This window comes from Tsukamurella paurometabola, from assembly GCF_900631615.1.
GTDB classification, from domain to species: Bacteria; Actinomycetota; Actinomycetes; order Mycobacteriales; family Mycobacteriaceae; genus Tsukamurella; species Tsukamurella paurometabola_A.
Window position 1 is genome coordinate 1,822,463 of sequence record NZ_LR131273.1, and the last position, 25,222, is coordinate 1,847,684.

The following is a 25,222-nucleotide window of genomic DNA, read 5'->3' on the forward strand; positions in this document are numbered from 1 at the left end:
CGTGGACTCGCGGGGCTCTCGTCCGATCGTGATCGCGTCAACCCCCTAAATTCAGTCTCGACTTATATAAGTGAAGAGTGAAATACTCGATCCGTGCACGCCTTCGACATCCTCGGTGATCCCGTCCGCCGCCACCTGATCGAGCTCCTGGCTCGGGGTGAGCTCTCGGCGGGGGAGTTGAGTGATGACGTGCGTGCGCGTTTCGGCATCAGCCAGCCCGCGGTCTCGCAGCATCTCAAGGTGCTCCGGGAAGCCGGGTTCGTCACCGTCCGGCCGGAGGGGACGCGCCGCCTGTACGCGGTGCAGCCCGAACCCCTGCGGGAGGTCGACGACTGGCTGGTCCCTTTCCGGCACTTCTGGGAGCCCAAGCTGTGGGCCCTGGGAACGGAGATATCGCGCGGCAAGAAGGCGCGCCGAACGGCTACCGAGAAGGACGAACAATGACGTACGACATCGATGATCTCGCTGCGGCCCAGCCCGCGGCGGTCACCCGGCGCGCCGAGGTGCGCGACAGCGGCGAGGGGGACGTGTACGTCTCCGGCTCGCTCAGCCAGACCTACCCCACCGACGTCGCCGACCTGTGGGACGCGGTGACCAGTGCCGAACGCCTGCCGCGCTGGTTCGCGCCCGTCCACGGCGAACTCGCCCTCGGCGGCCGCTTCCAGGTGGAGGGCAACGCCGCCGGCACCGTCCTCGAATGCGACGCCCCGCATCGCTACCTCGTCTCCTGGGAGATCATGGGCGGCACCTCGCAGGTCGAGGTCGTCGTCGAGCCCGACGGTGACGGCGCCCGCCTCACGCTCACCCACTCGGGCGAGAACGTGCGGGACTTCTACGAGCAGTTCGGCCCCGGCGCCACCGGCGTCGGCTGGGACCTCGCCTTCCTCGGCCTCAATGCGCTGCTCACCACCGGGCAGGACCGCCCGGAGGACGCCGAGGCGTTCTTCGGGACGCCGGCGGCCAAGAACCTGGTCGCGGCGTCGGCCAAGGCGTGGGCCGAGGCGGCGATCGCCGCCGGTGTGCCCGCGGATCGGGCCACCGCGCAGGGCGAGCGCACCGCCGCGTTCTTCTCGGGCGAGTAGCCGCTCAGGCTGCGGCGGCCGCCACCACCGGCTCGTCCGCGGCGGGCTCCGCGGGCTCGGGCTTCTGCTCGGTCGCCGTCGGCGCGGTGGTCTTCTCCGTCGCGGTCGCGGCAGGTGCGGCGGTCTCCGCTGTCGTCCGCTCCGCCGAGGTTCCGGGCTCGGCCGGCTGACTCGTATCCGCCGGTCCGCTCGTTCCGACGGCGCCGGACGGCGCGGCCGCAGAGGAGGGATCGGACTGCGGCTCGGTGGTCTTCGGCTCGGAGGCCGTCGCGAGCTGGAGCGCCGGCGCCTGCTCCCGCGTCGTCTGCGGGGCGGAGGGCTCGGTGGTCTTCGGCGAGGTCGGCTCCGCGGCGTCGGTCGCCGCCGGCGCGGTGGGCTTGGGCGCGAGGTACTTCGACGCATCGCCCGTGCCGGTCGCGGCCTGCCCGACACCCTGCACCGCGGCGCCGATCAGGTCGACGCCGAGGCGCAGCGGATCGATCGCGGGGAACAGGCCGAATGGGCTGGCGGCGCCGTAATCGCGCCGGTCGTAACCGGTCTCGATGAGTACCCGGGCCACTGGCGACACCAGATCGACGAACGGCGTCACCAGTCCGGTGGTGCCCGTGGCCTTGCCGAGATCGAGCAGCGGCAGCATGAGCGGCAGGATCTTCGCCGGCAGGGTCACGTAGCGGGTGTCGCCACTCACCTGGCAGTACGTGCCGGCGCTGCAGTTCGCGGTGGCCGCCGCGACGGCGGCACGAACCTCGTCCGGCGTGTATCCGATCGGCGTCGCCGAGGGGGCATCGGTTCCCTTGGGCGCGAGCATCTTCCCGTGCACGTACCAGAACCCGGCGAGGGCGTTGGCGGTCGCCAGCAGGTTGACCGGGTACTTGGGGAAGTCGGTGACACCGTCGTACTGGAACGCGACGTCGGTGGTGTTGACCGGACGGGTCGCGGCGCCGGTGTTCGTCGGCGTGCCGGGACCGAAGGTCACGTCGAGGATCGGGATGTGTCCCAGGAACGAGGGCCGGGTGAAGAGCCCGCCGTTCGGGCGGCTCGCGTTGCCGATGAGGACGAAGGAGACGGTGTCGGGCACGCCGCCGTTCTCGGCGAGTTGCTTCTTCACCGCCGTGACGACGGTGCCGCCCTGGGAGTACCCGAAGATCACGATCGGGGAGTCCGCGTCGGCGGCGGCGTACTGCTCGTTCAGGCTCGTGACGCCGCTCGCGACCGAGTCGTCCCATTTCGCGCCCTGCAGGCCGCCCCAGCCGGACAGCGGGATCGGCCAGAACTCGGCGATGTACGGAACCGGCTGCGCGACGCAGGCGACGTCGCCGCACGCACCCGTCGGCGCGACGTAGTAGCCGACGACGTTCTCCTGATAGTCCGCCACCTTCGACGGATCCTTGGTGCCGGTGCCGGGCACGACCAGCACCGTCGTGGCGGCCCAGGCGACCGCCCCGGCGAAGGCCGTTCCGAGGGTGAGGGCGATCGCTCCCAGCAGGGCGACGAGCGCTGTGACCAGGCGGCGGGGAACAGGTCGGGACGTCGATACGAACTCGGGCATGGTTCGCTCAGCTTTCGGCGGGGAGTCGGCTACGGCCTTCAGCTTCGCACAGTCTGCAGTTGCACAACCCCGGATCGTGGCCGGATCGCACAGAGTTCACCGGACTCTCGCGCGCACGTCACCCGGAGCGGCCCGACGGTGTCGAGAGGAACCGGGCGAAGTCGACCACCGGCGCACCGTCGGGAACGTCGGTGGCGGTCACGATGACCACCGACCGCATCGCCGCGGGATCCGTGAGTCGCACGTGACCGTGGGGGAACGGCGGGTCTCCCGGCGCGGGGCCGGGCACCAGGGCGAGGCCGAGTCCCTGCTGTGCCATCGCGCGCGCCATCGCCATGTCCTCCGTCTCCAGGACGATGCGAGGTTCGAAGCCCGCGCCCCGGAACACTGCGTCGGTCGCGGACCGGGTGCCGAGGCCGGCCCGCGCCAGGATGAAGGCCTCGTCGGCCAGTTCGGCCAGTGATACCTCCGAGCGCGCCGCGAAGGGTGAGTCCGGCGGCGGGACCAGCACGAGCGCCTGATCGAACAGGGGGGTCACGGTGAAGACGTCGGCCGCTGGGGGAGGCGAGACGAGGGCCGCGTCGATCCGGTGTCCCGTCACCGCGTCGAGCAGGTCGTCGGTCGCACCCAACTCGAAGACGAACTGGACGTCGGGATGCGCGCGGCGGTAGCCGGCCACCGACCGCGGCACGAACGAGGCGCCCAGGGTGCGGATGAATCCGAGTCGGATCAACGGGGCCGGCGAGGCTTCGAGATCTGCGCGGTGCAGGCCGAGGGAGATGCTGTCGAGGGCGCTCTCGGCGTAGCGGGCCAACTCGACGGCAGCGGGAGTGGGGGTGATGCCACGGCCCTGGGGCTCGAACAGGCGTAGCCGAAGGCGGTGCTCGAGGCGGTGGATCGAGCGGCTCACGGTGGTGGGAGTCAGGCGTAGTTCGGCGGCCGCGGCGGCGAAGCTCCCGGTGCGGATGACGGTGTGGAACTCGGTGAGGCCGGGCGCGAGCGCGTGCTGCCGTTGCGACATCGACTGCTGCATATTTGCATCATACTGAGGCGAAAGAGGTGGTTTTCCTGCTGATTGGACATGAATACCCTGGAAGGTAGTTAGCCGAGCGACAGAAGAGGGTGGCATGACTCAGGCAGAAGCTCCGACGGTGACCGGATCAACGGTGTCGACGCCGCAGATCCCCGGCCCGCGACGGTCCGCGTCGATCGGCTTCCTGGGCGGCATCTCGGGCGGCCTGCTCGGCGGCGGCACCGGGGTGGTCACCGTCCCCGCCCTGGACCGGCACTCGACGCTCTCACGCCACGTCATTCACGGCACCTCCACGCTCGCCAACGTCTCCGCGGCCGTCGTCGGCTCGATCGTCTACGCCCTGCGCGGCGGTCACGTCGACGTCGTCCCCGGAGTCGGACTCATGATCGGCGGCGTGCTGGGCGCCTACCTGGGCGCGCGCTGGGTGTCGAAGGTCCCCGAGGTGGTGCTCCGCTCGCTCTTCGTACTCGTACTGGTCCTCTCGTCCACGAAGTTCCTCCTGCAGGGCTTCGGGATCGCGGTGGGCTCGTCGACCGGGCTGTTCGAGGGCACGGCGTTGATCATCGCGGTCGCGACGGTGACCGGCCTCGTGGTCGGGGCGTACTCGGCGGCCATGGGCCTCGGGGGCGGTCTCCTCGTGGTGCCGGTGATGGCGGTGCTGTTCGGCGCTGATCTGCACACCGCGGCCGGCACGTCGCTGCTCGTCATGTTGCCGAACGCCGTCGTCGGCGCCGCCACCCACATCCGGCACGGCAGCGCCGATCTGCGGGTGGGCAGGCCGCTCGCACTGGCCGCCCTACCGGGGTCGCTGGTCGGCGTGAGCCTCGCGCTCGCCCTGCCGGAGCGGGGACTCGCGGTGGTGCTGGGGACGTTCATGGCCTTCCTCGCGGTCCGCGAGGTGCTGCGCTGGCGCCGCACGGTGCTGGCCGAGCGCGCCGAGCGTATCGCCTGACCTGCCGGTTCGTGTTCTCGGCTCGTTCCGGGCCGAGGCCGCTCGCGCGCACGACACGAAAGGAGCCCGGTATGTCCTCCGTCAATGATTCGTATGAGAAAGCGACTGGTAGTAGAATTCTCGCCATGACAGGCGGGGAGGCGGAAGCGGCGCCACTGCTGCTCGCCCAGCGCCTCAACTCGCTCTTCGAGCGCGAGGCCAAGGCGGGGCGCCCGCGCACCAACAACGCGGTCGCCGAGCAGCTGCGTGAGCGCAATCCCGGCCTGCGGGTCTCCGGCGGCTACCTCTCCGCGCTCCGCAACGGCGGTCGCGCCAATCCGTCGATCGAACTGCTCCGCGCACTCGCCGCGTATTTCGAGGTCCCCGTCGACCACTTCACCGCGCCCGGTACCGACGACGAGGCCGCGCTCGCCGCGGAACTGGTCATGCGTGAAGCCGGCATCCGCGCCCTGGCGTTGCGCGCCGAGGGGCTCGGCGAGGCCAGTCTGGCCAGCATCGCCGCGATCATCGACAACGCCCGGAAGCTGGAGGGCCTGCCGGTCGCAGGGGAGCAGACGCAGAACCCGACCGACTGATCGTCGGCCGGGCTCGGCGGATTGCTCTGCTGTGCAACCGATCAAGCGGCGGATCTGAGCTCCAGCGCGGCGAAGTGCCGCACGATCTCGGGCCCGGCTTCGCGGATCGAAGCCGCGTGGCCCGCTCCGGTGAGGACGGTGAAGCGAGCTGCCGGCATGGTCCCGGCGAGCAGCCAGGAATCGGCCAGACGCTCGGTGTCGTGCTCGCCGGCGATGAAGAGCGCGGGCGTGAACACTGCTGCGTAGTCATCGATCTCGCGTCCGGCGTCGAGCTCCTGCGAGTCGAAGAATGCGGCCAGTGCCCCCGGCTCGTTGGTGCGCAGTCGCTCACGGGCCGATGAGCTGAGGGGGCGTTCGCGCTGGGCGTCCCAGTGGTCCATGAAGGTGTCCATCGAGCCGCTGTCGAGCGCGGCCCGGGCACCGGGGAAGAACACTCGATCCGCCATCGAGGGCTGCGGGCGGTGCGAACCGCCAATGCACACCATCGATTCCAGGCGATCCGATGCGAGGAAGGGCAGCCGCAACGAGGTGCGGGCACCGAGTGAGAAGCCGACCGTGTGGAACCGGTCGACGCCCAGCTGATCGGCGATGCCGAGCACGTCGTGGGCCATCGTCTCGATCAGGTACTGCTGGGGGTCGACGGGCTTGTCGCTGGCGCCGTGGCCGAGCATGTCGACCTCGATGAGCGGGCGGTCACCGCGCAGCGCATCGACGACCCCGACGGAGTGCCAGACCCGGGCCGACTGGAACGTCCCGTGCAGCAGGAAGACGGGGGTCTGGTCGCCGGTGTGCGCGGCCGCCGGCGTGAAGCGGTAGGAGATCCGGGCGCCGTCGGGACGCCGATAGGTCTCGGTACGGGTATCGACTACGGAATTCTCGTTCATGGCGAGCACCTTGTGGTCGTGGATGTCCCTGTCGCGGGAGAGCGGGAGTGCAACGTCCGGCGGCGTCGGCGGAACGTCTGCCATCCACGGTATCTACTGACAGTAGAATTCGGTAGTGACACGAATCACTTGGGGAGCTTATTTACGGTTCGTTAACGATCGGTACTCCCGCGACACCGAGCGCACCCAGGAGATCTGCTGGTCGAAGGGGAGATCGGGGCGACGCGCGATCTCGCCGAAACCGGACTCCCCCTCGAGTGATGTGCCCGATTCATGGAGTTGTAACACGGCGCCGCGGATCTCCCGAGCGAAGTCGGCGCTCGACTGCGGGTGTGATCGCTCGCCGGAGCCGGGCAGGAACGGGGCCAGGTGGATCAGCCCGTCGTGGATGTCCACCATCATGCGGTAGACGCGGATCTCGGGGTGTGCCGTGCGGAGCCAGGGCGCGGGTGCCGCGCCCCGACTGGAGTTCAGGTCGGTCCACAGCGGAGTGAGCGCGCGGCAGGTGCGCCGCGCCCGGGCCCACCGTCGGGCGTCGATCCAGCGGTGCCGAGCCTCTGGGTAGGCGAACCCGAGACCCAGGAGTGTCGCCGCAACGATCGCCGTTGCCGCGGTGAGGTACTCGAGCATGACGATCGGCGTTCCGTTGGCGCTGGAGAGCGCCTTCGCGGCCTGGTTGGCGGCGAAGGCGAGATCGAGGACGACGCCCACCGAGATGATCGAGACCGCGGTGCGCACCGCCGGCGTCGCTCTCTCGCCCAGGCGGTCGGTATGGAACCGGCAGGCGCCGAGCAGCACCACCAGCCCGAACGACATCGTGCCCGCGTAGGTGAGGATGAGCGCCGTCCCCGTGGCGGTCTCGGCGAACTTCGCGCTGACGGATCCGACGAGGTCCGTGCGCGGTGTGTGCCACCAGAGCGCGATCATCGCGAGGGTACTGGCGAGCGCGGCACCGCCGATGCTGTAGCCGAACGCCCGGGTGACGGAACCGTGCCGCCAAGCGCGGGCGACGAGGATCATCGCCGCGCACCAGACCGGAGAGATGGCGTAGGTGACCAGGAGGGATGCCGAGTCCTCGAAAACCGCGTTCACCCGGCGCACGATCCAGGGGGCGGCGCTGGCGAAGCCCAGGCCCTTGAGCGCGAACGAGGCCGCCAGCCACCGGCGCACTCGCGCCGCGCGCCCCGGGGTGAGACTGGTGGCTGCGATCAGGAGGGCGACGACGGCGCACGCTATCGCCGCTCCGGAGAACAGGACGTCGTTCAGGACGACGACGGCGGGCGGGGGCGGCACGTCGGCCTCATCGCGACAGCAGGTGAGGGGCCAGGGTGGCGATGAACCCGCCGTCATCGGCGAGGCGGCCGCGCCGGCGCCCTCGCTCCGAGCGGACCTGCGCGAACGCCGTCGCGAGCAGCTCCGCCTCGTGTTCGTGTGCCGGATCGGAGTGGGCGCTGCGGAACTGCATCCGATCCTGTGGTCCGGTCGTGACTTCGTCGAGGTGTCCGCAGAGCAGGTGCCCCAGCTCGTGGAAGATCACGTGCTCGGTGAAAAAGGGCGGCAGGCCGGTCGCGTGGACGATGGTGTCCCGGTCGAGCCCGGCGAGCACCGTTCCGGTGATCCCGGTGCCCGTGAGGTCGGTGGCGGTCACGCCGATCGGTCGGTCACGCCGCTCGGCGACGATCTCCACCAGCTCGGATGCGCTCGACCAGGAATCGCCCAGGCCGCGCGCGAGCCTCATCGCGTCGGCGAGGTCGATCACGGTCCACTGCATCACTGTCTCCGGGGCGGGGGCACGGGTGCGGATGCCAGTTAAGTTTAGTGAGCCTTCGGTTCGAGCGCAGCACGAGAAGGTCTTGTGTGAGGGACTGCACGTGACGGCGCGGTCACGCGCCGGCCTGGACGGACACGCGCGAATGGCACGGTGTCCACTGCACTCGGCGGGGAAGGTTCCTCCGGTCCCACCGACGGGGGATCCGTTCCGGTCCGGCGAACGACACAGGGGCGGCTCCCGATGTGCTCGGAAACCGCCCCTGATCTGCGGAGGATAGGGGATTTGAACCCCTGAGGGCTATTAACCCAACCCGCGTTCCAGGCGAGCGCCATAGGCCACTAGGCGAATCCTCCGTCGACCATCGTAGACGAGACGCCCCCGTCGACCCAAACCAGCCCGTACCCGTATAGTGGTCCACGGACTCCGCGCGGCGTCCATCCTGTGAACTCCCCCAGGGCGGGAACGCAGCAAGGGTCAACGGGCTCTGGCGGGTGCGCGGAGTCCCCTTTATGTCCGGGCCCGAAATTCCGCCGGAGGCGCACCCGATGTCCACCTACGTGTCCCTGAGTCAGTCCGAACTCGTCGACGTCCATGCGAAGCTGACGGAGCTGTTCGAGACGCTGAAGGCCCAGGGGCTGAAGCTGGACCTCACGCGCGGCAAGCCGGCTCCCGACCAGCTCGACCTGTCGAATGCGCTGCTCGCGCTGCCCGGTGAGGGCGACTACCGCGCCGCCGACGGAACCGACACCCGCAACTACGGCGGCCTCGCCGGCCTGCCGGAGCTGCGTGCCATCTTCGGTGAGCTGCTGGGGATCCCCGTCGCGAACCTGTACGCGCAGAACAACTCCAGCCTCGAGATCATGCACCGTCTGATCACGCTCGCGTGGATCCACGGCACCGTCGACGGGGAGCGGCCGTGGGGCGTCGAGGAGAAGGTCAAGTTCCTCTGCCCCGCGCCCGGGTACGACCGGCACTTCGCCATCACCCAGGAGTTCGGCATCGAGATGATCGTGGTGCCGCTGAACCCGGACGGCCCCGACATGGCGGTCGTCAAGGACCTCGTGGCGAACGACCCCGCGATCAAGGGCATCTGGGCGGTCCCGAAGTACTCGAACCCGACCGGCTCGGTGTTCTCCGAGGAGATCACCCGTGAACTGGCCTCGATGCCGACCGCCGCGCCCGACTTCCGGATCTTCTGGGACAACGCCTACGCCGTGCACGCCCTCGTGGGCGATGCGCCGTCGGACCCCGACATCCTCGGCCTGGCCGCCGAGGCCGGGCACCCGAACCGGCCGTACGTGCTGGCCAGCACCTCGAAGATCACCTTCGCCGGCGCGGGCGTCAGCTTCTTCGGCGCGTCCACGGAGAACCTCGAGTGGTACGGCAGGTACACCGGCCTGACCTCGATCGGCCCCGACAAGGTCAACCAGCTGCGGCACGCGCGGTTCTTCGGCGACGCCGAGGGCGTGCGCGCGCACATGCGCAAGCACCGCGACCTCATCGCGCCCAAGTTCGCCCGCGTGCTGGAGATCCTGGAGGAGCGCCTCGGCGAGTCGAAGGTCGCGTCGTGGAGCGAGCCGAAGGGCGGCTACTTCATCAGCCTGGACGTGCTCGACGGCACGGCCAAGCGCACCGTCGCGCTGGCCAAGGAGGCTGGCATCGCGCTCACCGCCGCGGGCGCCACCTTCCCGCTCGGGGAGGACCCGCACGACCGCAACATCCGGCTCGCGCCGACCTTCCCGTCCATCGCCGAGCTCGAGACCGCGATGGACGGCGTGGCGACCTGTGTACTCTTGGCTTCTGCTGAAAAGCTGATGTCGCAGCCCGAGTAGGGCGCGCCTGAGCAGGAGGATCGCGCCGGTGGCGGACGAGAACAGCCGGCGGTTCCCCCGGCAGTGGTGGGTGCTGGCCCTGTTCGCGGTGGCCGCGGGCGCGGCCGTGTGGCAGCAGTTCGTGCGGATCCCGTTCTCCACGCCCATGTACGGGCTCTTCCACAATCAGATCGACGCCGAGGTCTACCGCAAGGGCGGCGAGATCGTCGCGCACGGCGGCGACGGCCTGTACGACGGTCCGCTGCTCAACGGCATCCTGCCCTTCACCTACACACCGTTCGCGGGCGTGCTGTTCGTCCCCCTGAGCTGGATGTCCACGGACGTGCTGCGCTGGGTGTGGTCGATCGCGGTGATGCTCGCGCTGCTCGCCTGCATCCTCATCGCGCTGCGGCTCGTCGGCTTCGTGCGCGACGGCCGGGTGTGGTTCGCCGCGATCTGCCTGACGCTGGTCGCGACGGTGCTTGAGCCCGTCCGCACCACCCTCTGGTTCGGCCAGATCAACGTCTTCCTCATGCTCCTCCTGCTGTGGGACCTCGGCCGGCCGGCCGGCGCGCGGTTCAAGGGTTTCAGTATCGGAATCGCGGCCGGGATCAAGCTGACCCCGCTGTTCTTCCTGGCCTACCTCGTGGTCACCCGGCAGTGGCGCGAGGCCCGCACGGCCCTGGTGACCCTGGCCGGCACCGTCGTGATCGGCTTCCTGGTGATTCCGAAGGAGTCGTGGCAGTACTGGTCCGGCACGTTCCTCGACGCGAACCGCGTCGGCGAGCCCAACCAGGTGGGCAACCAGTCGATCAACGGTCTCATCGCCTTCCTCACCAACGCGGAGAAGCCGTCGACGGTCGTCTGGCTGGCGGTCGCCGTCCCGGCTGCGCTGGCGGGCCTCGCCATCGCGGCGTGGGCGTACCGCCGGGGCGTGGTCCTGCTCGCCGTCACCGTCGTGGGGCTCACGGCCTGCGCCGTCTCCCCGTTCTCCTGGGGGCACCACTGGGTGTGGATCGTGCCGCTACTGGTCCTCCTCCTCGCCCTGGCGATGCTGACCGACGATCCGCGCCGGCGGGCGCTCGCGCTGGTCGCGGCGGCAGGGCTCGTCGCCGCGACGTTCATCTGGGTCACCTACTTCCCGACCCTGCAGCCGACCGGCGTCGAGGACGTCCACGACACCTACGCGATCGGCATCTTCCTGCGGCCGATGGACAACCCGGTGCTCAAGGTCCTCGCGAGCGGTGTCTACGTGTGGGTCTTCGTCGCCACCCTCATCGGGTCGGCCTGGTACCTGCGGAGCACGGACGGATCCGTGTCCGCGAGCGCGGAGCCCGCCGCCCGTGCAGCCTGACCGGGTCGACGACGACCGCCGCCTCCTCGCCTACCTCGGCGCCGCCATGATCGCGGGCGGCCAGCCCGTGCACGAGGTGGAGGACGAGCTCAAGAGCGTCGCCACGGCCATGGGGCACCCGCTCGCCCAGATCGGCGCCACGCCCACCGGGCTGACGCTGGGCCTCGAGCCCGGCGCCGCCGCCACCTTCGAGTCGGTCGACGGTCCGCTGCGGCTCGACCAGTCGGCCGTCGTCGCGGATGTCCGGCGGGGCCTCGCCGCTCGCACCCTCTCGGTCGACGAGGCGTTCGCCCGCCTCGGCGCCCTCCGCTCCCTGCCGCACCACTACCCGCAGTGGGTGCAGGACCTCTCGTGGTCCGTGATCGCCGTCGGCATCGCCATGCTGCTGCAGCCGGGATGGCCGAACATCGCCGCCGCCGCGGTCGGCGGCGTCGTCGTGATGCTGCTGGTCAAGCTGGCGGGGCGGGTACGGCTCGCCGCTACGCTGCTCCCCACGATCGCCGCGTTCACGGTGGGCACGGGGGTCTTCGCCGCCGCGCAGGCGGGCTGGCTCGACGGTCCGCTGCGCACCCTCCTCGCGCCGCTCGCCGTTCTCCTCCCGGGCGCGCTCATGGTGACCGGCATGTCGGAGCTGGCCGCCGGCGCGATGGTCGCGGGCAGCGCCCGCCTCACCTTCGGCACGGTGCAGCTGCTGCTGTTCTCGCTCGGCATCCTCGCCGCCACCACGGCACTGGGCGTCGGCCCGGAACTGCTCGTCAACGAGCGGGTGAACCAACTCGGCTGGTGGGGGCCGCCCGTCGGGCTGGCGCTGATCTGCGTCGGGGTGTGCCTCAACGAGGGCGCGTCGATGCGGCTGCTTCCCGCGATCGGCCTCGTCGTGGCCGCCGCGTTCGGCGCGCAGATCGCCGGGCAGCACGTCTCCGGGGCGGTGCTGGGCGGCTTCCTCGGGGCGATCGCCGGCAGTCTCGGCGCCGCATTGGTGGCCGCCGTGCGACCGCAGTTCCCCCGCCTGGTGGTCTTCCTCCCCGCGTTCTGGGTGCTCGTCCCCGGCAGCCTGGGGCTGCTGTCGGTGACGTCGGTGGGCATCGACCCCGAACAGGGCGCGCGCACCGTCGTGGATGTGGCGGCGGTGATCTGCGCGCTCGCGCTCGGCCTCCTGTTCGGTTCGGCGCTGGCGCAGGCGATCGTCGCGCGGGCCGAACGGGTGCGGTAGCGGCGCCCACGAGAAGTTCACCTTCCGACCGATTCATGTTCACATGCGCATGTTTCGCTGCAGCAATGACGAATCTTGGTAGGGGAAGGGCACGGGCGGCGCTGGCCGTCGGTGCGGTGGCGGTCCTCGGCGTGGTCGGCGCCTGCGGGAGCAACGACAGCGGTCCCGGCACGTCCGGTGACACGGCGTCCAAGGTGCAGATCGACCGCCGGGCCGCCGGCGACATCACGACGCACGGCGGGGCGAAGCGCCTCGACGGCGACCAGACGCAGGCGATCGCCGAGTCGATCCAGCGGTCGAAGGCCAAGAACGTGATCCTCGTGATCGGCGACGGCACCGCCAACCAGGAGCTGACGCTCGCCCGGAACTACGAGTGGGGCGCGGGCGGCAAGATCCCCGGCATCGACGAGCTGCCGCTCTCGGGTGACTACACCACCTACGCCCTCGACAAGAACACCAAGAAGCCGGACTACACGACCGATTCCGCGGCGTCCGGATCGGCCTGGGCCACCGGCACCAAGACGTACAACGGTGCCGTCGGCGTCGACGTCAACGGCAAGCCCCAGCGCTCGATCCTGGAGATCGCCAAGGCCGACGGGCGTAAGACGGGCAACGTCACCACCACCGAGCTGCAGGACGCCACCCCGGCCGTGCAGGTCGCGCACGTCGCCCAGCGCAAGTGCTACGGCCCCGTCGCCACCAAGGAGAAGTGCAGCTCCGACGCGCTCGAGAACGGCGGCCTCGGGTCCATCACCGAGCAGCTGATCGCCGCGCGCGCCGACGTCACCCTCGGCGGCGGCTGGAAGACCTTCCAGGAGACCGCGACCGCCGGTGAGTACAACGGCAAGACGCTCGAGGTGCAGGCCAAGGAGCGCGGCTACCGGATCGTCCGTTCGGGCGAGGAGCTCGACGGCGTCACCTCGGCGAACCAGGATCAGCCGCTGCTCGGCGTCTTCGCCGACGGGAACCTGCCGCGCCTGTGGGACAAGGCCACCGCCACCAAGGAGGGCGGCAAGGAGCCCGCGGTCACGTGCTCGCCCAACCCCGCGTTCGGCGCCACCCCGAAGCTCGCGTCGATGACGAAGAAGGCCATCGACCTCCTCAAGGGCGACAAGGGGTTCTTCCTGCAGGTCGAGTCCGGCTCCGTCGACAAGGCGAACCACGACGCCGACCCCTGCGGCCAGATCGGGGAGACCGTCCAGCTGTCGGAGGCCGTCACCGCGGCGCTCGAATTCGCCAAGCAGGACAAGGACACCCTCGTCATCGTGACCGGCGACCACGCGCACACCAGCCAGATCATCGAGGCCGGCACCGTCACCCCCGGCCTGACCCGTGCGCTCAACACGAAGGACGGCGGTGTGCTCACCGTCAACTACGGCACGTCGCTCGATCCGGGCGAGGAGCAGCACACCGGCGGCCAGGTCCGCATCGCCGCGTACGGCCCCGGCGCCGCCAACGTCGTGGGACTGACCGACCAGACCGACCCGTTCTTCTACATCACGGACGTGCTCGGCCTGGACCGCGACAAGAAGTAGACAAGAAGGAGGCGGGTGGCCCTTCGGCATCACGACGTGCGTGGCCTGGACCGCGACGAGAAGGCGCCCCGACACCCCGTCAGCGGCGGCCCGGATTCGTTCCGGGCCGCCGCTCCGGCTTTCCGCCCTTCTCCGCCGACGGTCCGCCCGCTACCGTGGGTGCAGACGCAAACGTCGAGGGGGAGGTCCACATGTATCCGAACGCCGCGCCGCCGGTGCCACGCATCTACCGCGCGCTCGCGCTGATCCAGGCGACCATCGCCGCGCTCACCCTCGTGGGGCTGGTGATCTGGTGGATGGCGACGTATCCGTCGATGAGCGAGGACTACGACGACGACTTCGGTCTCGGCGTGATGATGTTCCTGATGCTCACGCCCACCCTGATCCAGGTGGCCCTGATGTTCGTGCCGCTCATCGGCCTGGCCGTCTTCGTCGCACGCGGTTCCCTGCCGGCCCGGGTCTCCAGCTGCTGCATCTGGGGTGCGCTGATGCTGCTGGGACTCATCGCCGTGCCGGTGCACCCGGCCTACGTCCTGGTGCTGTTCGTCTCGCTCTGCATGCTGTTGGCGCTCGCCTTCGCCGACCGGCTCGGCGGCGGCCGTCGCCAGCCGCCGCCTCCCGGTCCGGTCCCCGCGGGCTTCCCGCCGCCCGCCCCGTGCGCGACGGGGCAGTTCCCGGCGGTCCCGCCGTACCAGACGGGCCAGTTCCCGGCCGTCCCGCCGCACGACTCGGGCCGGTTCCCGGGCCCCTCCATGGACAAGGGGCCCGGCCCCGCGCAGTGAGCGCGGGGGCTCAGGCTCTGCCGGACGAGGTCCGCGCCCGCCGGCTGAGCGAGTCGATCGCCACGGCGAGCAGCAGCACGCCGCCCGTCACCATGAACCGGACCGACGAACCCACGCCGATGATGTTCAGCCCGTTCGAGATCGCCTGCAGCACCAGGATCCCGAGCAGTGCCGAGTAGGCGGAGCCGCGGCCGCCGAACAGCGACGTGCCGCCGATGACCGCGGCGGCGATGGCCGTGAGGTTGGTGTCCGTCGTACCGGTCGACTGGGAGACGCTGGTCAACAGGCCCGCCGCCGCGAGACCGCCGAGCGCCGCGAGCGTGGACGTCAGCGCGAAGACGGACATGTAGATCCCCGTGGCCCGGATACCCGAGCGGCGGGCGGCTTCGACGTTGCCGCCGACCGCGAAGACGTGCCGGCCCCAGGTCGTCCGGCGCAGCGCGAAGTCCATGACGATCACCAGGAACACGAAGAAGACCCACAGGTACGAGAAGCCGCGGTCGATGTTCACGTAGTACGTGAGGTAGCCCAGGCCGATCGCCAACGCCGCCGTCTTGGCCGCGATGAGCGCGGGCGCCGGCGTGCTCAGGCCCGCGCGGGAGCGCGTCCGAGCACCCCACAGCTGGCTGCCGAGGAACACCAGCGAGGCCAGGGCGACGAGGGCGTACGAGGCTGCGCCCGTGACGAACTGGTTCCGTGCGAAGTCGAGCAGGAACGAACCCTGCGGCAGGTTGATCGTTCCGGTGGAGCCCAGGATCCACAGCAGGAGTCCCTGGAACCCCAGGAGCCCGGCGAGCGAGAAGACGAAGGACGGGACGCCGATCCGCGTGAAGAGCAGCCCGTAGAACAGGCCGATCGCGAGGCCACTGCCCAGTGCCGCGAGGATCGCGAGCGGCTCGGAGACACCGTGATTGACCATGAGGACGGCCAGCACCGCGGCGGAGACACCGCTCACCGAGCCGACGGACAGGTCGATCTCCCCGAGCAGCAGCACGAGCACGATACCGAGGGCGATGATGCCCGTCGGCGCCGCGAACTGGGTGATGGACACCAGGTTCCGGGACGAGAGGAAGCTCGGTTCCACCGCGTAGAAGACGATCGAGATGACGATCAGCCCGATGATCACGGGTAGGGTGCCCAGGTCGCCCGACTTGATGCGGGCCGCTTGCGACCGGACGAGCCCGCCGAAGCCCTTGGCGGCGATCAGCCGCTCGTCCGCGAGATCCGCGGCCACGGGGGATGTGGTCGTCGTCGTATCGGTGCCGCTCGTCATTCGGCCGCCTCCTCGGTGCGAGTGGTGCGCTGTGCCCGCGCGGCGACGACGTTGTCGGACGCGCCGGTGATCGCCGCGACGAGCTGTTCGGTCGTGGCCTCGTCCACGCGGAACTCGGCCGCGTTGCGGCCCAGGCGGAGAACGTAGATCCGGTCGGCGACGGCCTGGACGTCGGCCATGTTGTGGCTGATGAGGATGACCCCGAGGCCGTTCGCCCGCAGTCGCTCGATCAGGTTGAGCACCTCGGCGGTCTGGGCGACGCCGAGCGCGGCGGTCGGCTCGTCGAGGAGCACGACCTTGGGGTCGCCGACCAGGCTGCGGGCGATCGCGACGGTCTGCCGCTGGCCGCCCGACAGCGAGGCGACAGGAATCCGGACCGACGGAATCTTCGCGGACAGACTGCGCAGCAGGCGCCACGCCTCGGTCTCCATCGCCACCTCGTCGATCACGCCGAGGTGGTTCTTCTCGTTGCCCAGGAAGAGGTTCGCGACGACGTCGAGGTTGTCGCACAGCGCGAGGTCCTGGAAGACCGTGGCGATGCCGAGCGACTGCGCCGCGGACGGCCCGGCGACGGACACCGTCCGGCCCTCGAGGGTGATGCGGCCCTCGTCGGGCTGGTAGACGCCGGAGATGATCTTGATGATCGTCGACTTGCCGGCGCCGTTGTCGCCGACCAGGGCGACGACTTCGCCGGCCCGGACCTCGAGCGTGACGTCGGTGAGCGCCTGCACGGCGCCGAATCGTTTGTTGATGCCGGACAGGGCGAGGACGGCGGCCGAATCGGCCACCGCCCCCGCGTCCTCCGGCTGCGCGGAGTCGCTCATTACTTGATGCCCGCCCCCTCGCACGCGTCCTTGTACTGCGGGGTGCAGACCTGGTCGGCCGTGTAGAACTTGTCGGCGAGCACCGTGCTCGCGACGTTCGCCTTCGTCACCGCGATGGGGGTGAAGATGTACGACGCGACGTCCTGGTACTTCGTCTGCTTGATCCCCGTGGTCGCGGTCTCGGGGGCGGTCTTGCCGCCCGCCACCGCGACGGCCACCTCCGCCGCCGTGTTCGCCTCGATCGCGATCGGCTTGTACACCGTCATGGACTGCTGGCCGGCGACGATGCGCTGGATGGCGGCGAGTTCGGCGTCCTGGCCGGTGATCGGCGGGAGACCGTTCGCCGGAACGCCCGCGCCGGTCAGGGCGGCGACCACGCCGCCCGCCTGCCCGTCGTTCGCCGCGTACACGCCCTGGATGTCCGCCGGCTTCGTGCGGCTGAGCTGATCGTTCACGAACTGCTGCGCCTTGTCGGGGCTCCAGTCGGGGTTGTCGAATTCGGCGAGGACCTTGATCCCGCTGCCGTCGATGACGCTGTGGGCGCCGGCCTTGAACTGCGCCGCGTTGGGATCGGTCGGCGAACCGTTGAGCATGAGGATGTTGCCCTTACCGCCCAGCGCGTCCACCAGCGCCTTGCCCTGGATCTTGCCGACCTGCTCGTTGTCGAACGACATGTAGTAGTCCGCGCCCTTGATGAACCGGTCGTACGCGATCACCGGGATCTTGGCGTTGCGCGCGGCCGTGACCATGCCGCCGGCGCCGTCGCCGTTGACGGGATCGAGCACGAGCACCTTCGCGCCCGCGGTGATCGCCGCGTCGACCTGCTGGGACTGCTTCGCCTCGTCCTGGTCGGCGTTGTAGTACGACACCTTGCAGCTGCTGCACAGCTCGGCGACCTTCTTCTCGAAGAGCGGCTTGTCGAACGCCTCGTACCGGGTGGTCTTCGATTCGGGTAGGAGGAGCGCGATGGTGGTGCCCGCGCCGGACGCACCGGAGCCGCCGGACCCCTTGTCATCGGAGCTGTTGGCATTGCAGCCGGCCAGAGCGGCCACGCCCAGCGCCGCGGCGAAGCCGCCGGCGAGCGCGCGGCGCGCACGTGAATGAACCGTGTTCACAAGGTCTCCTCAGAGTTCAGGGCGCCCGACTGCGCCGCCGATCGTTCCCCAGCGGAACAGGGATCAGTGTTATACGTCACACGTTTGCGGTCAAGACTTGAACACAAATCCTCGGATGTCTGTTTGATGAAGAAGTCTTGTGTTCGTCGCTTGACGTTTGTTCCTCGCTGCCCGCACAGTGGGGTATGCCACGTTCCGGCGCCGGATCGCCGTGGTCGTCCTCCGGGTCGACCGCGGCCCTGCGTGTGGCCAATGAGCAACGGATCGTGGGCGTCCTCCGCGCGGATCCCGCGTCCCGGCACACCCAGGCGGAGCTGGCACGGGCGACGGGGCTCGCTCCCGCCACCGTCTCGAACATCGTTCGCGACCTGGTGACCGCCGGTCTCGTCGAGGCGGAGGCGGGATCCGGCCGGCGCGGCGGGCGCGTCCGGCTCTCCCGGAGCGTCGGGCTCGTCGCGGGGGTCGACTTCGGGCACTCGCACCTCGCCGTGGCGGTCGGCGACGTCACCGGGGCGATCCTGATCGAGGAGCGCCGTCCGCTCCCGCCGGAGCACGCGCACGACACGTCGCTGCTGCTCGCGCGGGACGTGCTCCGCGCATCGCTGGCCCGGATGCGGGCGGACCCGGAGAACGACGGGGTGCCGCTGCTGCGCATCGGGATGGCCGTCCCGGCGCCCGTGAGCGAGGGGGTGATCCACGATCCGGGGATCCTGCCGGGATGGCACGACGTCGATGCGGTGGCCGCGGCGGAGGCGGCCTTCGACCTCCGTGTCGACGTCGAGAACGACGCCACGCTCGGCGCGCTGGCGGAGCATCGCCGCGGCATCGCACAGGGGCGGCGCAGCTCCGTCTTCGTGAAGGCGTCCTCCGGCGTCGGCGCGGGGATCGTGCTCGACGACCGGATCTACCGGGGCACCAACGGGACGGCGGGCGAGGTGGGACATCTCACCCTCGACGAGCACGGCCCCCCGTGCCGATGCGGCGGACGCGGCTGCCTGGAGGCGTACGCCTCCACGGCGGCGGTGGTCGCGATGCTGGCGGGCAGGCACCCCGGCATCGACTTCGACGGTGCGCTCGAACTCGCTCGCGGGGGCGACGCCGCGGCCCGGCGGGCCGTCGAGGACGCGGGACTGCACCTGGGGTGGGGACTCGCCGGAGTCGCCAACCTCCTGGACCCGGACCTCATCGTGCTCGGCGGAGACATGGCCCGGGCCGGGGACCTGCTGCTGGAATCGACCCGCATGGGCCTGCGCCGGAACGCGCTCAGCGCCGTCGCGCGGACCCCGGTGGCGGTGAGCGCGCTCGGGGAACGCGCCTCGCTGGTCGGCGCCGTCCTCCTCGCCGCCGAGCGGATCGACCTGACGCTCGCCTGAACGGGACCGGTGTCGGACCCTGCCGGTAACCTGGCACCGTGGCTCTCTACCGCAAGTACCGTCCAGCGACGTTCGCCGAGGTCGTGGGGCAGGAGCACGTCACCGAGCCGCTGAGCACGGCGCTCGATTCGGGCCGGGTGAACCACGCCTACCTGTTCTCCGGGCCGCGCGGCTGCGGCAAGACCTCGTCGGCGCGGATCCTGGCCCGTTCGCTCAACTGCGAGCAGGGCCCCACGAGCACGCCGTGCGGCGTCTGCAGTTCGTGCGTGGCGCTCGCCCCCGGCGGCCCCGGCAACCTCGACGTGACGGAGATGGACGCCGCCAGCCACGGCGGTGTCGACGACGCCCGCGAGCTCCGCGACCGCGCCTTCTACGCGCCGGCCGAATCGCGCTACCGCGTCTTCATCGTCGACGAGGCGCACATGGTGACGCCGCAGGGCTTCAACGCACTGCTGAAGATTGTCGAGGAGCCGCCGGAGCACCTCATCTTCATCTTCGCGACCACCGAGCCGGAGAAGGTGCTCACCACCATCCGCTCCCGCACGCACCACTATCCGTTCCGGCTGCTCGCGCCGAACGTGATGCGGCCGCTGCTGGAGAAGATCACCACCGCGGAGAACGTGCCCGTCGAGCCGCAGGTGTACCCGCTCGTCATCCGTGCGGGCGGGGGCTCGCCGCGTGACTCGCTGTCGATCATGGATCAGTTGCTCGCCGGTGCCGGGCCGGAGGGAGTCACCTACCAGCGGGCCCTCGGTCTACTCGGCGTGACCGATACCGCGCTCATCGACGCCGCGGTCGATGCGCTCGCCGCCGCGGACGGCGGGGCACTGTTCGGCGCCGTCGAGAGGGTGATGGAGGCCGGGCACGATCCCCGCCGTTTCGCCACCGACCTGCTGGAGCGCCTGCGCGATCTCATCCTGCTGCACACGGTCCCGGACGCCGCGGACCGCGGCCTCGTGGACGTGCCGCAGGACGTGCTCGAGACCATGCGCGGCGAGGCCGCGAAGCTGGGTCTCGCGACTCTCACCCGGTGCGCCGAGGTCACGCACGCCTCGCTCGCGGAGATGCGCGGCGCCACGTCGCCGCGCCTGCTCCTCGAGGTGATGTGCGCGCGCATGCTGCTTCCCGCCGCCGACGACTCGCAGGCCGCGCTGCTCCAGCGCATCGAGGCGCTCGAGCGCCGTCCCGCCGGCGCCCCCGTCGACGGTGCCGCAGCCGCCCCCACCACTGCGGCGCCCGCGGGCGCCCCCACGGCTCCGCAGTCCGACGGTCCGCCGTCCCGTTTCGTCCGGCCCAGCCAGCGGCAGGCGGAGGCCGCAGCGGCCCCGGAGGCGCACCAGCAGGCCCCGGAGGCGCACGGGCCGGCCCCGCGGTCCGCCGCGCCGGAGAGCGCCCCGCCCGCCGCCGCCCAGCCCGCTCCCGCCGCGCAGGCCGCGCCGGCGCCCGCCGCGGAGCCCGTGCCGCCTGCCGAGCCCGCGCGCCCCGCCGAATCGGAGCCGGTGCTGCACCGGCCGGAGCCCGACCCGGAGCCGGTCGCGCCGGTCGCCGCGCCGGAGCCCGCTCCGCCCGCCCGGGAGGCCGACCGCCCCGCTCCGGAGCCCGAACGCGCGCCCGAGCCCGAGCCGGATCGCCCGCCCGCGCAGGCACCGGCGGCGCAGGCCCCCGCGGCGCACGTACCGTCGGGCCCGTCGGTCGAGGAGGTCCGGACGGCCTGGCCCAAGGTGCTGCGGGCGGTCAAGGACCGCAGCACGGTGACGTTCGCGCTGATGCCGAACGTGCAGGTGCTCGGCCTCGCCGACGGTGTGCTGCATCTCGCGCTGCCGATCCCCGCTCTGCTCAGCAGGTTCAGCGACCAGCAGCACGTGGGCAACCTGCGCGACGCGGTCCGCGAGGTCTTCGGTACGCAGTGGGACGTCGAGGTCGGCGACGGTAGTGGCGCCCGAACCCAGGGCGCGCCCCCGGCGCCGACACAGCAGCAGCGCCCGGCGGCCGAGCCGCGCAAGGCGCCCCCCACGTTCGAGCGGCGCAGCCGCGCCGGTGATCAGCGTCCCGACCCGCGCCCGGCGGGCCGGGAGAACCGCGCACCGTCGCACCACGACGACATTCCGCTCCCGCCCGAGCCGGACCCCGAGCCGGCGCCGGTCGAGGAGGTCTCCGAGGAGGAGATGATCGAGGCGGCGCACCGCGAGGACGCGGCGTCGGGCGGCAGCACGGCTCCTCGTCGGGACCCCGACGAGATCGCGCTGGAGTTGCTCAAGAACGAGCTCGGCGCCCGCCCCATCTGACCGCGATGATCCGATCATGAGGAGGCGGCCGGGGCGTGTCGTTGCCGCGATGGTGATCGCTGCGGCCCTCGCCGGGTGCGGACCGGCGGGCACTGCGCCGCCGGTCCCCGCGGTCAGGGAGGACACAGCGCCGATTCAGAAGCGGGTCACGAACATCGGGGACCGGTTCACCGTCCGCTGGGTGGGTGGGGCCCTCGGCGACGAGCGGGTGCCGGGACCGAACGCCTCGTGGATCGACGCCGTCGTCACCGTCGGGGACGCGGCCGCGGTGTCGGCGCTCCGGGCTGCTCTGGGACCGTCCGGCGTCGAGGCGCGGCCCGCCGTGGCCGCGGCGCTCGGTGACCCGGGGGCGGGAATGACCAGTGCCGGGCTCGACGCCTTCGTGGCGGTCGAACCCGGCACCGTGCGAGCGTTCCTCCAGCCGGAGCGCGGCGTGCTCGTGGTGAAGTACTTCCGGGGCTGATCCGGCTAGGCGTCCCACCAGGGGCGCAGCGGTAGGTCGCCCGCCCCGCCCTTGGCGTCCAGCTTCACCGCGAGCACCTGGTGCAGCTGAACCACGTTGCGCTCGAAGCCCAGTCGGGAGCCGGCCATGTAGAGGCCCCACACGCGGGCGGTGCCCAATCCGACCTCGGCGACGGCCTCGTCCCAGTTGTCGACCAGGTTGCGGCACCATGCGGCGAGCGTGAGGGCGTAGTGCTCGCGGAGATTCTCCTCGTGCCGCACCTCCATCCCGCCGATGTCCTGGATCGCGGCGATCACGCGGCCCGAGCCGGTGAGCTCGCCGTCGGGGAACACGTACCGGTCGATGAACTGGCCGCCCTTGCCCGACAGCTTGTTGTCGTGCCGGGTGATCGTGTGATTGAGCAGCAGCCCACCGGTCTTGAGCTTGTCGCGCAAGGACGTGAAGTACGAGGGGTAGTTGTGCACGCCGATGTGCTCGGTGAGCCCGATTGAGCTGATCGCGTCGAAGTCGCCCTCGGGCACGTCGCGGTAGTCGCTGTAGCGCACCTCGGCGAACTCGCCGAGGCCCTCCGCCTCGATCGCGGCTTGCGCCCATTCCGCCTGTTCCTTGGACAGTGTCGCGCCGATGGCGTGCACCCCGCGGCGGGCGGCGTACCGCACCATGCCGCCCCACCCGCAGCCCACGTCCAGCAGTCGGTCGCCCGGCTTGAGGCGCAGCTTCTCGAAGACCAAGCGGTACTTGTTCTCCTGCGCCTCCTCGAGCGAAGCGCCCGCATCGGGATAGCAGGCGCAGGTGTACGTCATCGACGGTCCGAGAACGAGCTCGTAGAACCGGTTGGAGACGTCGTAGTGGTGGTGGATCGCATCGGCGTCGCGGGAGCGGCTGTGGCGCAGGCCCTCGGCGATCCGCCGCCAGCGCGGCACGGCCTCCTGGGGTGGAGGCGCGATCGGGATCATGTGCTCGGCCCCGACCGATCGTGCGATCTGCGCGATCAGCTTGGGGCCCGGCTTGGCGAACTTCAGGTCGTCGGACAGCGCCCGGAGCGCCTCGTAGGGGTCGCCCGGAGGTGCGCCGGTGAGCTCCAGGTCGCCGGCGATGTAGGCGCGGGCGAGCCCCATGTCGCCGGGTGCCGTTGCGAGGTAGGTGGTTCCGCGCGGGGTGAGCAGGTCGAGGCCGTACGGCGCGTCGTCCGGGCCGGCCGACGATCCGTCGTAGGCCTTCACCCGGATGGCGAGCTTGCCGCCCGCCACCTTCTCGATGATCTCGGCGAGGCTGAGCTTGGGGAGATGCTCAGTGGACCGCGTCAATTCACTGCCTCCTGACTGTCTTGTCGTACAGCCCCAGCAGACGATCCTCCGGGTCGTAGCGGGACTTGTACTTCTCCAAGTGGATTCCGCCGTAGAGCTCGTCGAACTCGGCGCGCTCGTAGAAGGCCTCGGAGTACAGGGACTTGTGTCCACCCAGCTCCGACACCTTCTTCTCGATCAGGCGGTTCGCCCGGCCCTCGATCTGGCCGGGTTGCTTCGGGACCGCGGACCAGAAACCGATGTTCACGTAGGTCTCGCGGGGTTCCAGCGGATACAGCGGCCACGGGCGGTCCGGATCGGCTCCGGGCGGCAGCGGATCGCGCAACCGCAACGGGCACAGCCAGATCGGCTCGATGGGGATCTCGTCCAGGAACCATTCGAGGAATTCGACGGTCTCGTCGATGTGCACCTCGATGTCCTGCACCACGCGCTCGCCGGGCGGCTCGCCCTTGCGCGCGGCCAGCTTGTCGCCGATGTCCCATCGCCGGTCGAGCGCCACCAGTTTCCAATAGAAGCTGCTGCGCAGCAGCTGCTTCGGCCACAGGCGTCGCACCTTCGGGTTCTGTGCGCCGAACGCGCGCGAGCACCAGAACCAGTCCGTGTCCCACCGCCACAGGTAGTCGTGCGTGGTGAGTCTGTCGCGCTGCACACCGTCGGCGTGCTGGATCGAGCGGTAGTAGATCTCCCGGCCGGTGTAGTCGCTCAGCGGTCCGGGCTCGTCGGTCTTGCGGCCGAGGACGAGATACGACTCCGTGGCGGAGAACACGACCCCGTCGAGGTAGTCGACGGGCTCACCGTCGTGGTCGCGGGTGTCGACGATGCGCGACATCGTCTCCTGCAGCTCGTCGAGGGTGTGGAAGCGGATGTGCCGCAGCTCGACGTACCGCGCCACCGGCTCCAGCTCGATGGTGAGCCGGGTCGAGTAGCCCAGCGTGCCGTACGAGTTGGGGAAGCCGAAGAAGAGGTCGGCGTGCGGGCCGCCGGGTGCGGCGGTGACCACCTCGCCGCTGCCGGTGAGGATGTCCATCGACAGCACGGCCTCGTGCGGCAGGCCGGCCCGGAACGAGCTGGATTCGATGCCCATGCCGGTCACCGCGCCGCCGAGGGTGATGGTCTTCAGCTGCGGCACGACCGTCGGGGCGAGACCGAACGGCAGCGTCGCGGCCACGAGGTCCTCGTAGGTGCACATGCCGCCCACGTCCGCCGTGCGGGTCTCGGGGTCGACGGAGACGACCGAGGTGAGCCCCGAGACGTCGAGCCCCGGGGCGTCGGTGGCCGCACGGGCGCGGAACAGGTTCGAGGTCTTCTTGGCCAGGCGGACCCGCGCGTTCGGGGGGATGGCGCGGTAGCTGTCGCGCAGCCTCGCGAGGCCCTCCTGGTAGGCGGCTTCGCCTGCGATCGGGACCGGCGACGGGGTCCGCGCCGGCGTTGCGTTGCGAGCACTCACGATCATCGACGCTATACCCCTCGGGCGCGACGCGCGCGGGTCGTTACCGATTGGTTAGGCTGGCATCGAACCCGTCGGCGGTGCCGACATCCACGCCTCCGACCTCGCCGGAGGCACCGATACTCAGAGGATCGAAGTACGTTGGCCCAGGTAACCGCCACTCAGTCCATCGCCATCGCCGCCGCGCCCGAGAAGGTCCTGGCCGCGATCGCCGACTACACCCGTCGCGCCGAGATTCTGCCTCCGAACTACCGCGAGTACCGCGTCGTGGAGGGCGGGCAGGGCTCCGGCACCGTCGCGGAGTGGGTCCTGCAGGCTACGGAGAAGCGCTCGCGGAACGTGCGGGCCACCGTCACCGTCGACGGCGCCACCGTGACCGAGACCGACGCGAACAGCTCGATGGTCACCACCTACCGCGCCGTCGCCGCGGACAGCGCCGGCGACGCGACCACCGTCACCATCACCACCACGTGGCAGGGCGCCGGCGGCATCGGCGGCTTCTTCGAGAAGACCTTCGCGCCCAAGGGCCTCGGCCGCATCTATCGCGAGCTGCTGACCAACCTCAAGGTGCAGGTGGAGTCCAACGGCTAGGCG

Annotated in this window: 23 protein-coding genes, 1 tRNA gene and 1 other RNA gene; 14 read left to right on the forward strand and 11 right to left on the reverse strand. The window is 70.7% G+C overall.

Annotated features, from left to right (window positions below; genetic code table 11):
* Nucleotides 1-93: 93 nt before the first annotated feature.
* Together ELY19_RS09115 and ELY19_RS09120 are read left to right on the forward strand one after the other, a co-directional pair.
* Nucleotides 94-444 carry an ArsR/SmtB family transcription factor gene (locus tag ELY19_RS09115; protein ID WP_068526018.1) on the forward strand — a complete coding sequence of 117 codons (351 nt, stop codon included), beginning with the start codon at nt 94-96 and terminating at the stop codon, nt 442-444.
* Nucleotides 441-1,082, forward strand: a complete 642-nt coding sequence (locus ELY19_RS09120) for an SRPBCC family protein (RefSeq protein WP_126195907.1) — start codon at nt 441-443, stop codon at nt 1,080-1,082. The genes ELY19_RS09115 and ELY19_RS09120 overlap by 4 nt, the downstream gene beginning before the upstream one ends.
* A gap of 4 nt (nt 1,083-1,086) precedes the next feature.
* On the opposite strand, the gene ELY19_RS09125 is transcribed toward ELY19_RS09120, so the two are convergent.
* Complete coding sequence (locus tag ELY19_RS09125; RefSeq protein WP_126195908.1) at nt 1,087-2,631, reverse strand: PE-PPE domain-containing protein; 1,545 nt, start codon at nt 2,629-2,631, stop codon at nt 1,087-1,089.
* A 118-nt stretch (nt 2,632-2,749) separates the two neighbouring features.
* Nucleotides 2,750-3,664, reverse strand: coding sequence for a LysR family transcriptional regulator (locus ELY19_RS09130; RefSeq protein ID WP_164711564.1), 915 nt, complete (start codon nt 3,662-3,664; stop codon nt 2,750-2,752).
* Nucleotides 3,665-3,758: 94 nt separating this feature from the next.
* Between ELY19_RS09130 and ELY19_RS09135 the strand changes: the two genes are divergently transcribed.
* Both ELY19_RS09135 and ELY19_RS09140 read left to right on the forward strand, forming a co-directional pair.
* Nucleotides 3,759-4,616 carry a sulfite exporter TauE/SafE family protein gene (locus ELY19_RS09135; protein WP_126195910.1) on the forward strand — a complete coding sequence of 286 codons (858 nt, stop codon included), beginning with the start codon at nt 3,759-3,761 and terminating at the stop codon, nt 4,614-4,616.
* A 125-nt stretch (nt 4,617-4,741) separates the two neighbouring features.
* Entirely contained in the window at nt 4,742-5,191 is a 450-nt protein-coding gene (locus ELY19_RS09140) for a helix-turn-helix domain-containing protein (protein WP_126195911.1), read from the forward strand.
* 41 nt (nt 5,192-5,232) lie between these two features.
* On the opposite strand, the gene ELY19_RS09145 is transcribed toward ELY19_RS09140, so the two are convergent.
* The 4 genes from ELY19_RS09145 to ELY19_RS09160 form a co-directional block, all read right to left on the reverse strand.
* Nucleotides 5,233-6,075, reverse strand: coding sequence for an alpha/beta fold hydrolase (locus ELY19_RS09145; RefSeq protein ID WP_164711565.1), 843 nt, complete (start codon nt 6,073-6,075; stop codon nt 5,233-5,235).
* A 138-nt stretch (nt 6,076-6,213) separates the two neighbouring features.
* Entirely contained in the window at nt 6,214-7,368 is a 1,155-nt protein-coding gene (locus ELY19_RS09150) for an MAB_1171c family putative transporter (RefSeq protein WP_126195913.1), read from the reverse strand.
* A gap of 7 nt (nt 7,369-7,375) precedes the next feature.
* Nucleotides 7,376-7,846 (reverse strand): ImmA/IrrE family metallo-endopeptidase, encoded by a 471-nt coding sequence (locus ELY19_RS09155; RefSeq protein ID WP_126195914.1) that lies wholly within the window; start codon nt 7,844-7,846, stop codon nt 7,376-7,378.
* Between the two features lie 267 nt (nt 7,847-8,113).
* A tRNA-Ser gene (locus ELY19_RS09160) sits at nt 8,114-8,199 on the reverse strand.
* Between the two features lie 62 nt (nt 8,200-8,261).
* On the opposite strand from ELY19_RS09160, the gene ffs reads away from it, so the two are divergent.
* From ffs to ELY19_RS09190, 6 genes are all read left to right on the forward strand, one after another.
* Nucleotides 8,262-8,356, forward strand: an RNA gene (gene ffs / locus ELY19_RS09165) — signal recognition particle sRNA small type.
* 35 nt (nt 8,357-8,391) lie between these two features.
* A complete protein-coding gene (locus tag ELY19_RS09170) occupies nt 8,392-9,678 on the forward strand; it encodes an aspartate aminotransferase type Ic (RefSeq protein WP_126195915.1) in 1,287 nt (428 codons plus the stop codon).
* Between the two features lie 28 nt (nt 9,679-9,706).
* The gene (locus tag ELY19_RS09175; protein ID WP_126195916.1) at nt 9,707-11,011 is read left to right on the forward strand and encodes a glycosyltransferase 87 family protein; all 1,305 of its coding nucleotides are present in this window, start codon (nt 9,707-9,709) and stop codon (nt 11,009-11,011) included.
* Nucleotides 11,001-12,224 carry a threonine/serine exporter family protein gene (locus tag ELY19_RS09180; RefSeq protein WP_227966683.1) on the forward strand — a complete coding sequence of 408 codons (1,224 nt, stop codon included), beginning with the start codon at nt 11,001-11,003 and terminating at the stop codon, nt 12,222-12,224. The genes ELY19_RS09175 and ELY19_RS09180 overlap by 11 nt, the downstream gene beginning before the upstream one ends.
* A 65-nt stretch (nt 12,225-12,289) precedes the next feature.
* A complete protein-coding gene (gene phoA, locus ELY19_RS09185) occupies nt 12,290-13,759 on the forward strand; it encodes an alkaline phosphatase (protein ID WP_126195917.1) in 1,470 nt (489 codons plus the stop codon).
* Nucleotides 13,760-13,914: 155 nt separating this feature from the next.
* Nucleotides 13,915-14,541 (forward strand): hypothetical protein, encoded by a 627-nt coding sequence (locus ELY19_RS09190; protein ID WP_126195918.1) that lies wholly within the window; start codon nt 13,915-13,917, stop codon nt 14,539-14,541.
* Nucleotides 14,542-14,551: 10 nt separating this feature from the next.
* Here the strand turns inward: ELY19_RS09190 and ELY19_RS09195 are convergent, their stop codons facing one another.
* From ELY19_RS09195 to ELY19_RS09205, 3 genes are read right to left on the reverse strand one after another with little or no spacing between them, the layout of a single operon-like run.
* A complete protein-coding gene (locus tag ELY19_RS09195) occupies nt 14,552-15,814 on the reverse strand; it encodes a sugar ABC transporter permease (protein ID WP_126195919.1) in 1,263 nt (420 codons plus the stop codon).
* On the reverse strand, nt 15,811-16,638 hold the full coding sequence (locus ELY19_RS09200) for an ATP-binding cassette domain-containing protein (protein WP_126195920.1): 828 nt from the start codon (nt 16,636-16,638) through the stop codon (nt 15,811-15,813). The genes ELY19_RS09195 and ELY19_RS09200 overlap by 4 nt, the downstream gene beginning before the upstream one ends.
* Nucleotides 16,638-17,753, reverse strand: a complete 1,116-nt coding sequence (locus ELY19_RS09205; protein ID WP_126195921.1) for a sugar ABC transporter substrate-binding protein — start codon at nt 17,751-17,753, stop codon at nt 16,638-16,640. The genes ELY19_RS09200 and ELY19_RS09205 overlap by 1 nt, the downstream gene beginning before the upstream one ends.
* 266 nt (nt 17,754-18,019) lie before the next feature.
* Between ELY19_RS09205 and ELY19_RS09210 the strand changes: the two genes are divergently transcribed.
* The 3 genes from ELY19_RS09210 to ELY19_RS09220 are packed head-to-tail and all read left to right on the forward strand — an operon-like array spanning nt 18,020 to nt 21,874.
* Nucleotides 18,020-19,126 carry an ROK family transcriptional regulator gene (locus ELY19_RS09210; protein ID WP_164711567.1) on the forward strand — a complete coding sequence of 369 codons (1,107 nt, stop codon included), beginning with the start codon at nt 18,020-18,022 and terminating at the stop codon, nt 19,124-19,126.
* A 38-nt stretch (nt 19,127-19,164) separates the two neighbouring features.
* Nucleotides 19,165-21,411 (forward strand): DNA polymerase III subunit gamma and tau, encoded by a 2,247-nt coding sequence (locus tag ELY19_RS09215; RefSeq protein WP_126195923.1) that lies wholly within the window; start codon nt 19,165-19,167, stop codon nt 21,409-21,411.
* Between the two features lie 16 nt (nt 21,412-21,427).
* On the forward strand, nt 21,428-21,874 hold the full coding sequence (locus ELY19_RS09220) for a hypothetical protein (protein WP_126195924.1): 447 nt from the start codon (nt 21,428-21,430) through the stop codon (nt 21,872-21,874).
* A gap of 5 nt (nt 21,875-21,879) precedes the next feature.
* Here the strand turns inward: ELY19_RS09220 and ELY19_RS09225 are convergent, their stop codons facing one another.
* Nucleotides 21,880-23,181 (reverse strand): class I SAM-dependent methyltransferase, encoded by a 1,302-nt coding sequence (locus ELY19_RS09225; protein ID WP_126195925.1) that lies wholly within the window; start codon nt 23,179-23,181, stop codon nt 21,880-21,882.
* A 1-nt stretch (nt 23,182) separates the two neighbouring features.
* On the reverse strand, nt 23,183-24,634 hold the full coding sequence (locus ELY19_RS09230) for an FAD-binding oxidoreductase (protein WP_126195926.1): 1,452 nt from the start codon (nt 24,632-24,634) through the stop codon (nt 23,183-23,185).
* 135 nt (nt 24,635-24,769) lie between these two features.
* Here ELY19_RS09230 and ELY19_RS09235 point away from each other — a divergent pair, with 135 nt between their 5' ends.
* A complete protein-coding gene (locus tag ELY19_RS09235; protein WP_126195927.1) occupies nt 24,770-25,219 on the forward strand; it encodes an SRPBCC family protein in 450 nt (149 codons plus the stop codon).
* Nucleotides 25,220-25,222 lie beyond the last annotated feature (3 nt).

Excerpts from the sequence above, each read along its gene's own strand:
- ELY19_RS09120 (WP_126195907.1), top strand. The coding sequence starts at position 441 with ATGACGTACGACATCGATGATCTCGCTGCGGCCCAGCCCGCGGCGGTC.
- ELY19_RS09125 (WP_126195908.1), bottom strand. The coding sequence starts at position 2,631 with ATGCCCGAGTTCGTATCGACGTCCCGACCTGTTCCCCGCCGCCTGGTC.
- ELY19_RS09130 (WP_164711564.1), bottom strand. The coding sequence starts at position 3,664 with ATGCAGCAGTCGATGTCGCAACGGCAGCACGCGCTCGCGCCCGGCCTC.
- ELY19_RS09135 (WP_126195910.1), top strand. The coding sequence starts at position 3,759 with ATGACTCAGGCAGAAGCTCCGACGGTGACCGGATCAACGGTGTCGACG.
- ELY19_RS09140 (WP_126195911.1), top strand. The coding sequence starts at position 4,742 with ATGACAGGCGGGGAGGCGGAAGCGGCGCCACTGCTGCTCGCCCAGCGC.
- ELY19_RS09145 (WP_164711565.1), bottom strand. The coding sequence starts at position 6,075 with ATGAACGAGAATTCCGTAGTCGATACCCGTACCGAGACCTATCGGCGT.
- ELY19_RS09155 (WP_126195914.1), bottom strand. The coding sequence starts at position 7,846 with ATGCAGTGGACCGTGATCGACCTCGCCGACGCGATGAGGCTCGCGCGC.
- ELY19_RS09170 (WP_126195915.1), top strand. The coding sequence starts at position 8,392 with ATGTCCACCTACGTGTCCCTGAGTCAGTCCGAACTCGTCGACGTCCAT.
- phoA (WP_126195917.1), top strand. The coding sequence starts at position 12,290 with ATGACGAATCTTGGTAGGGGAAGGGCACGGGCGGCGCTGGCCGTCGGT.
- ELY19_RS09195 (WP_126195919.1), bottom strand. The coding sequence starts at position 15,814 with ATGACGAGCGGCACCGATACGACGACGACCACATCCCCCGTGGCCGCG.
- ELY19_RS09200 (WP_126195920.1), bottom strand. The coding sequence starts at position 16,638 with ATGAGCGACTCCGCGCAGCCGGAGGACGCGGGGGCGGTGGCCGATTCG.
- ELY19_RS09220 (WP_126195924.1), top strand. The coding sequence starts at position 21,428 with ATGAGGAGGCGGCCGGGGCGTGTCGTTGCCGCGATGGTGATCGCTGCG.
- ELY19_RS09230 (WP_126195926.1), bottom strand. The coding sequence starts at position 24,634 with ATGATCGTGAGTGCTCGCAACGCAACGCCGGCGCGGACCCCGTCGCCG.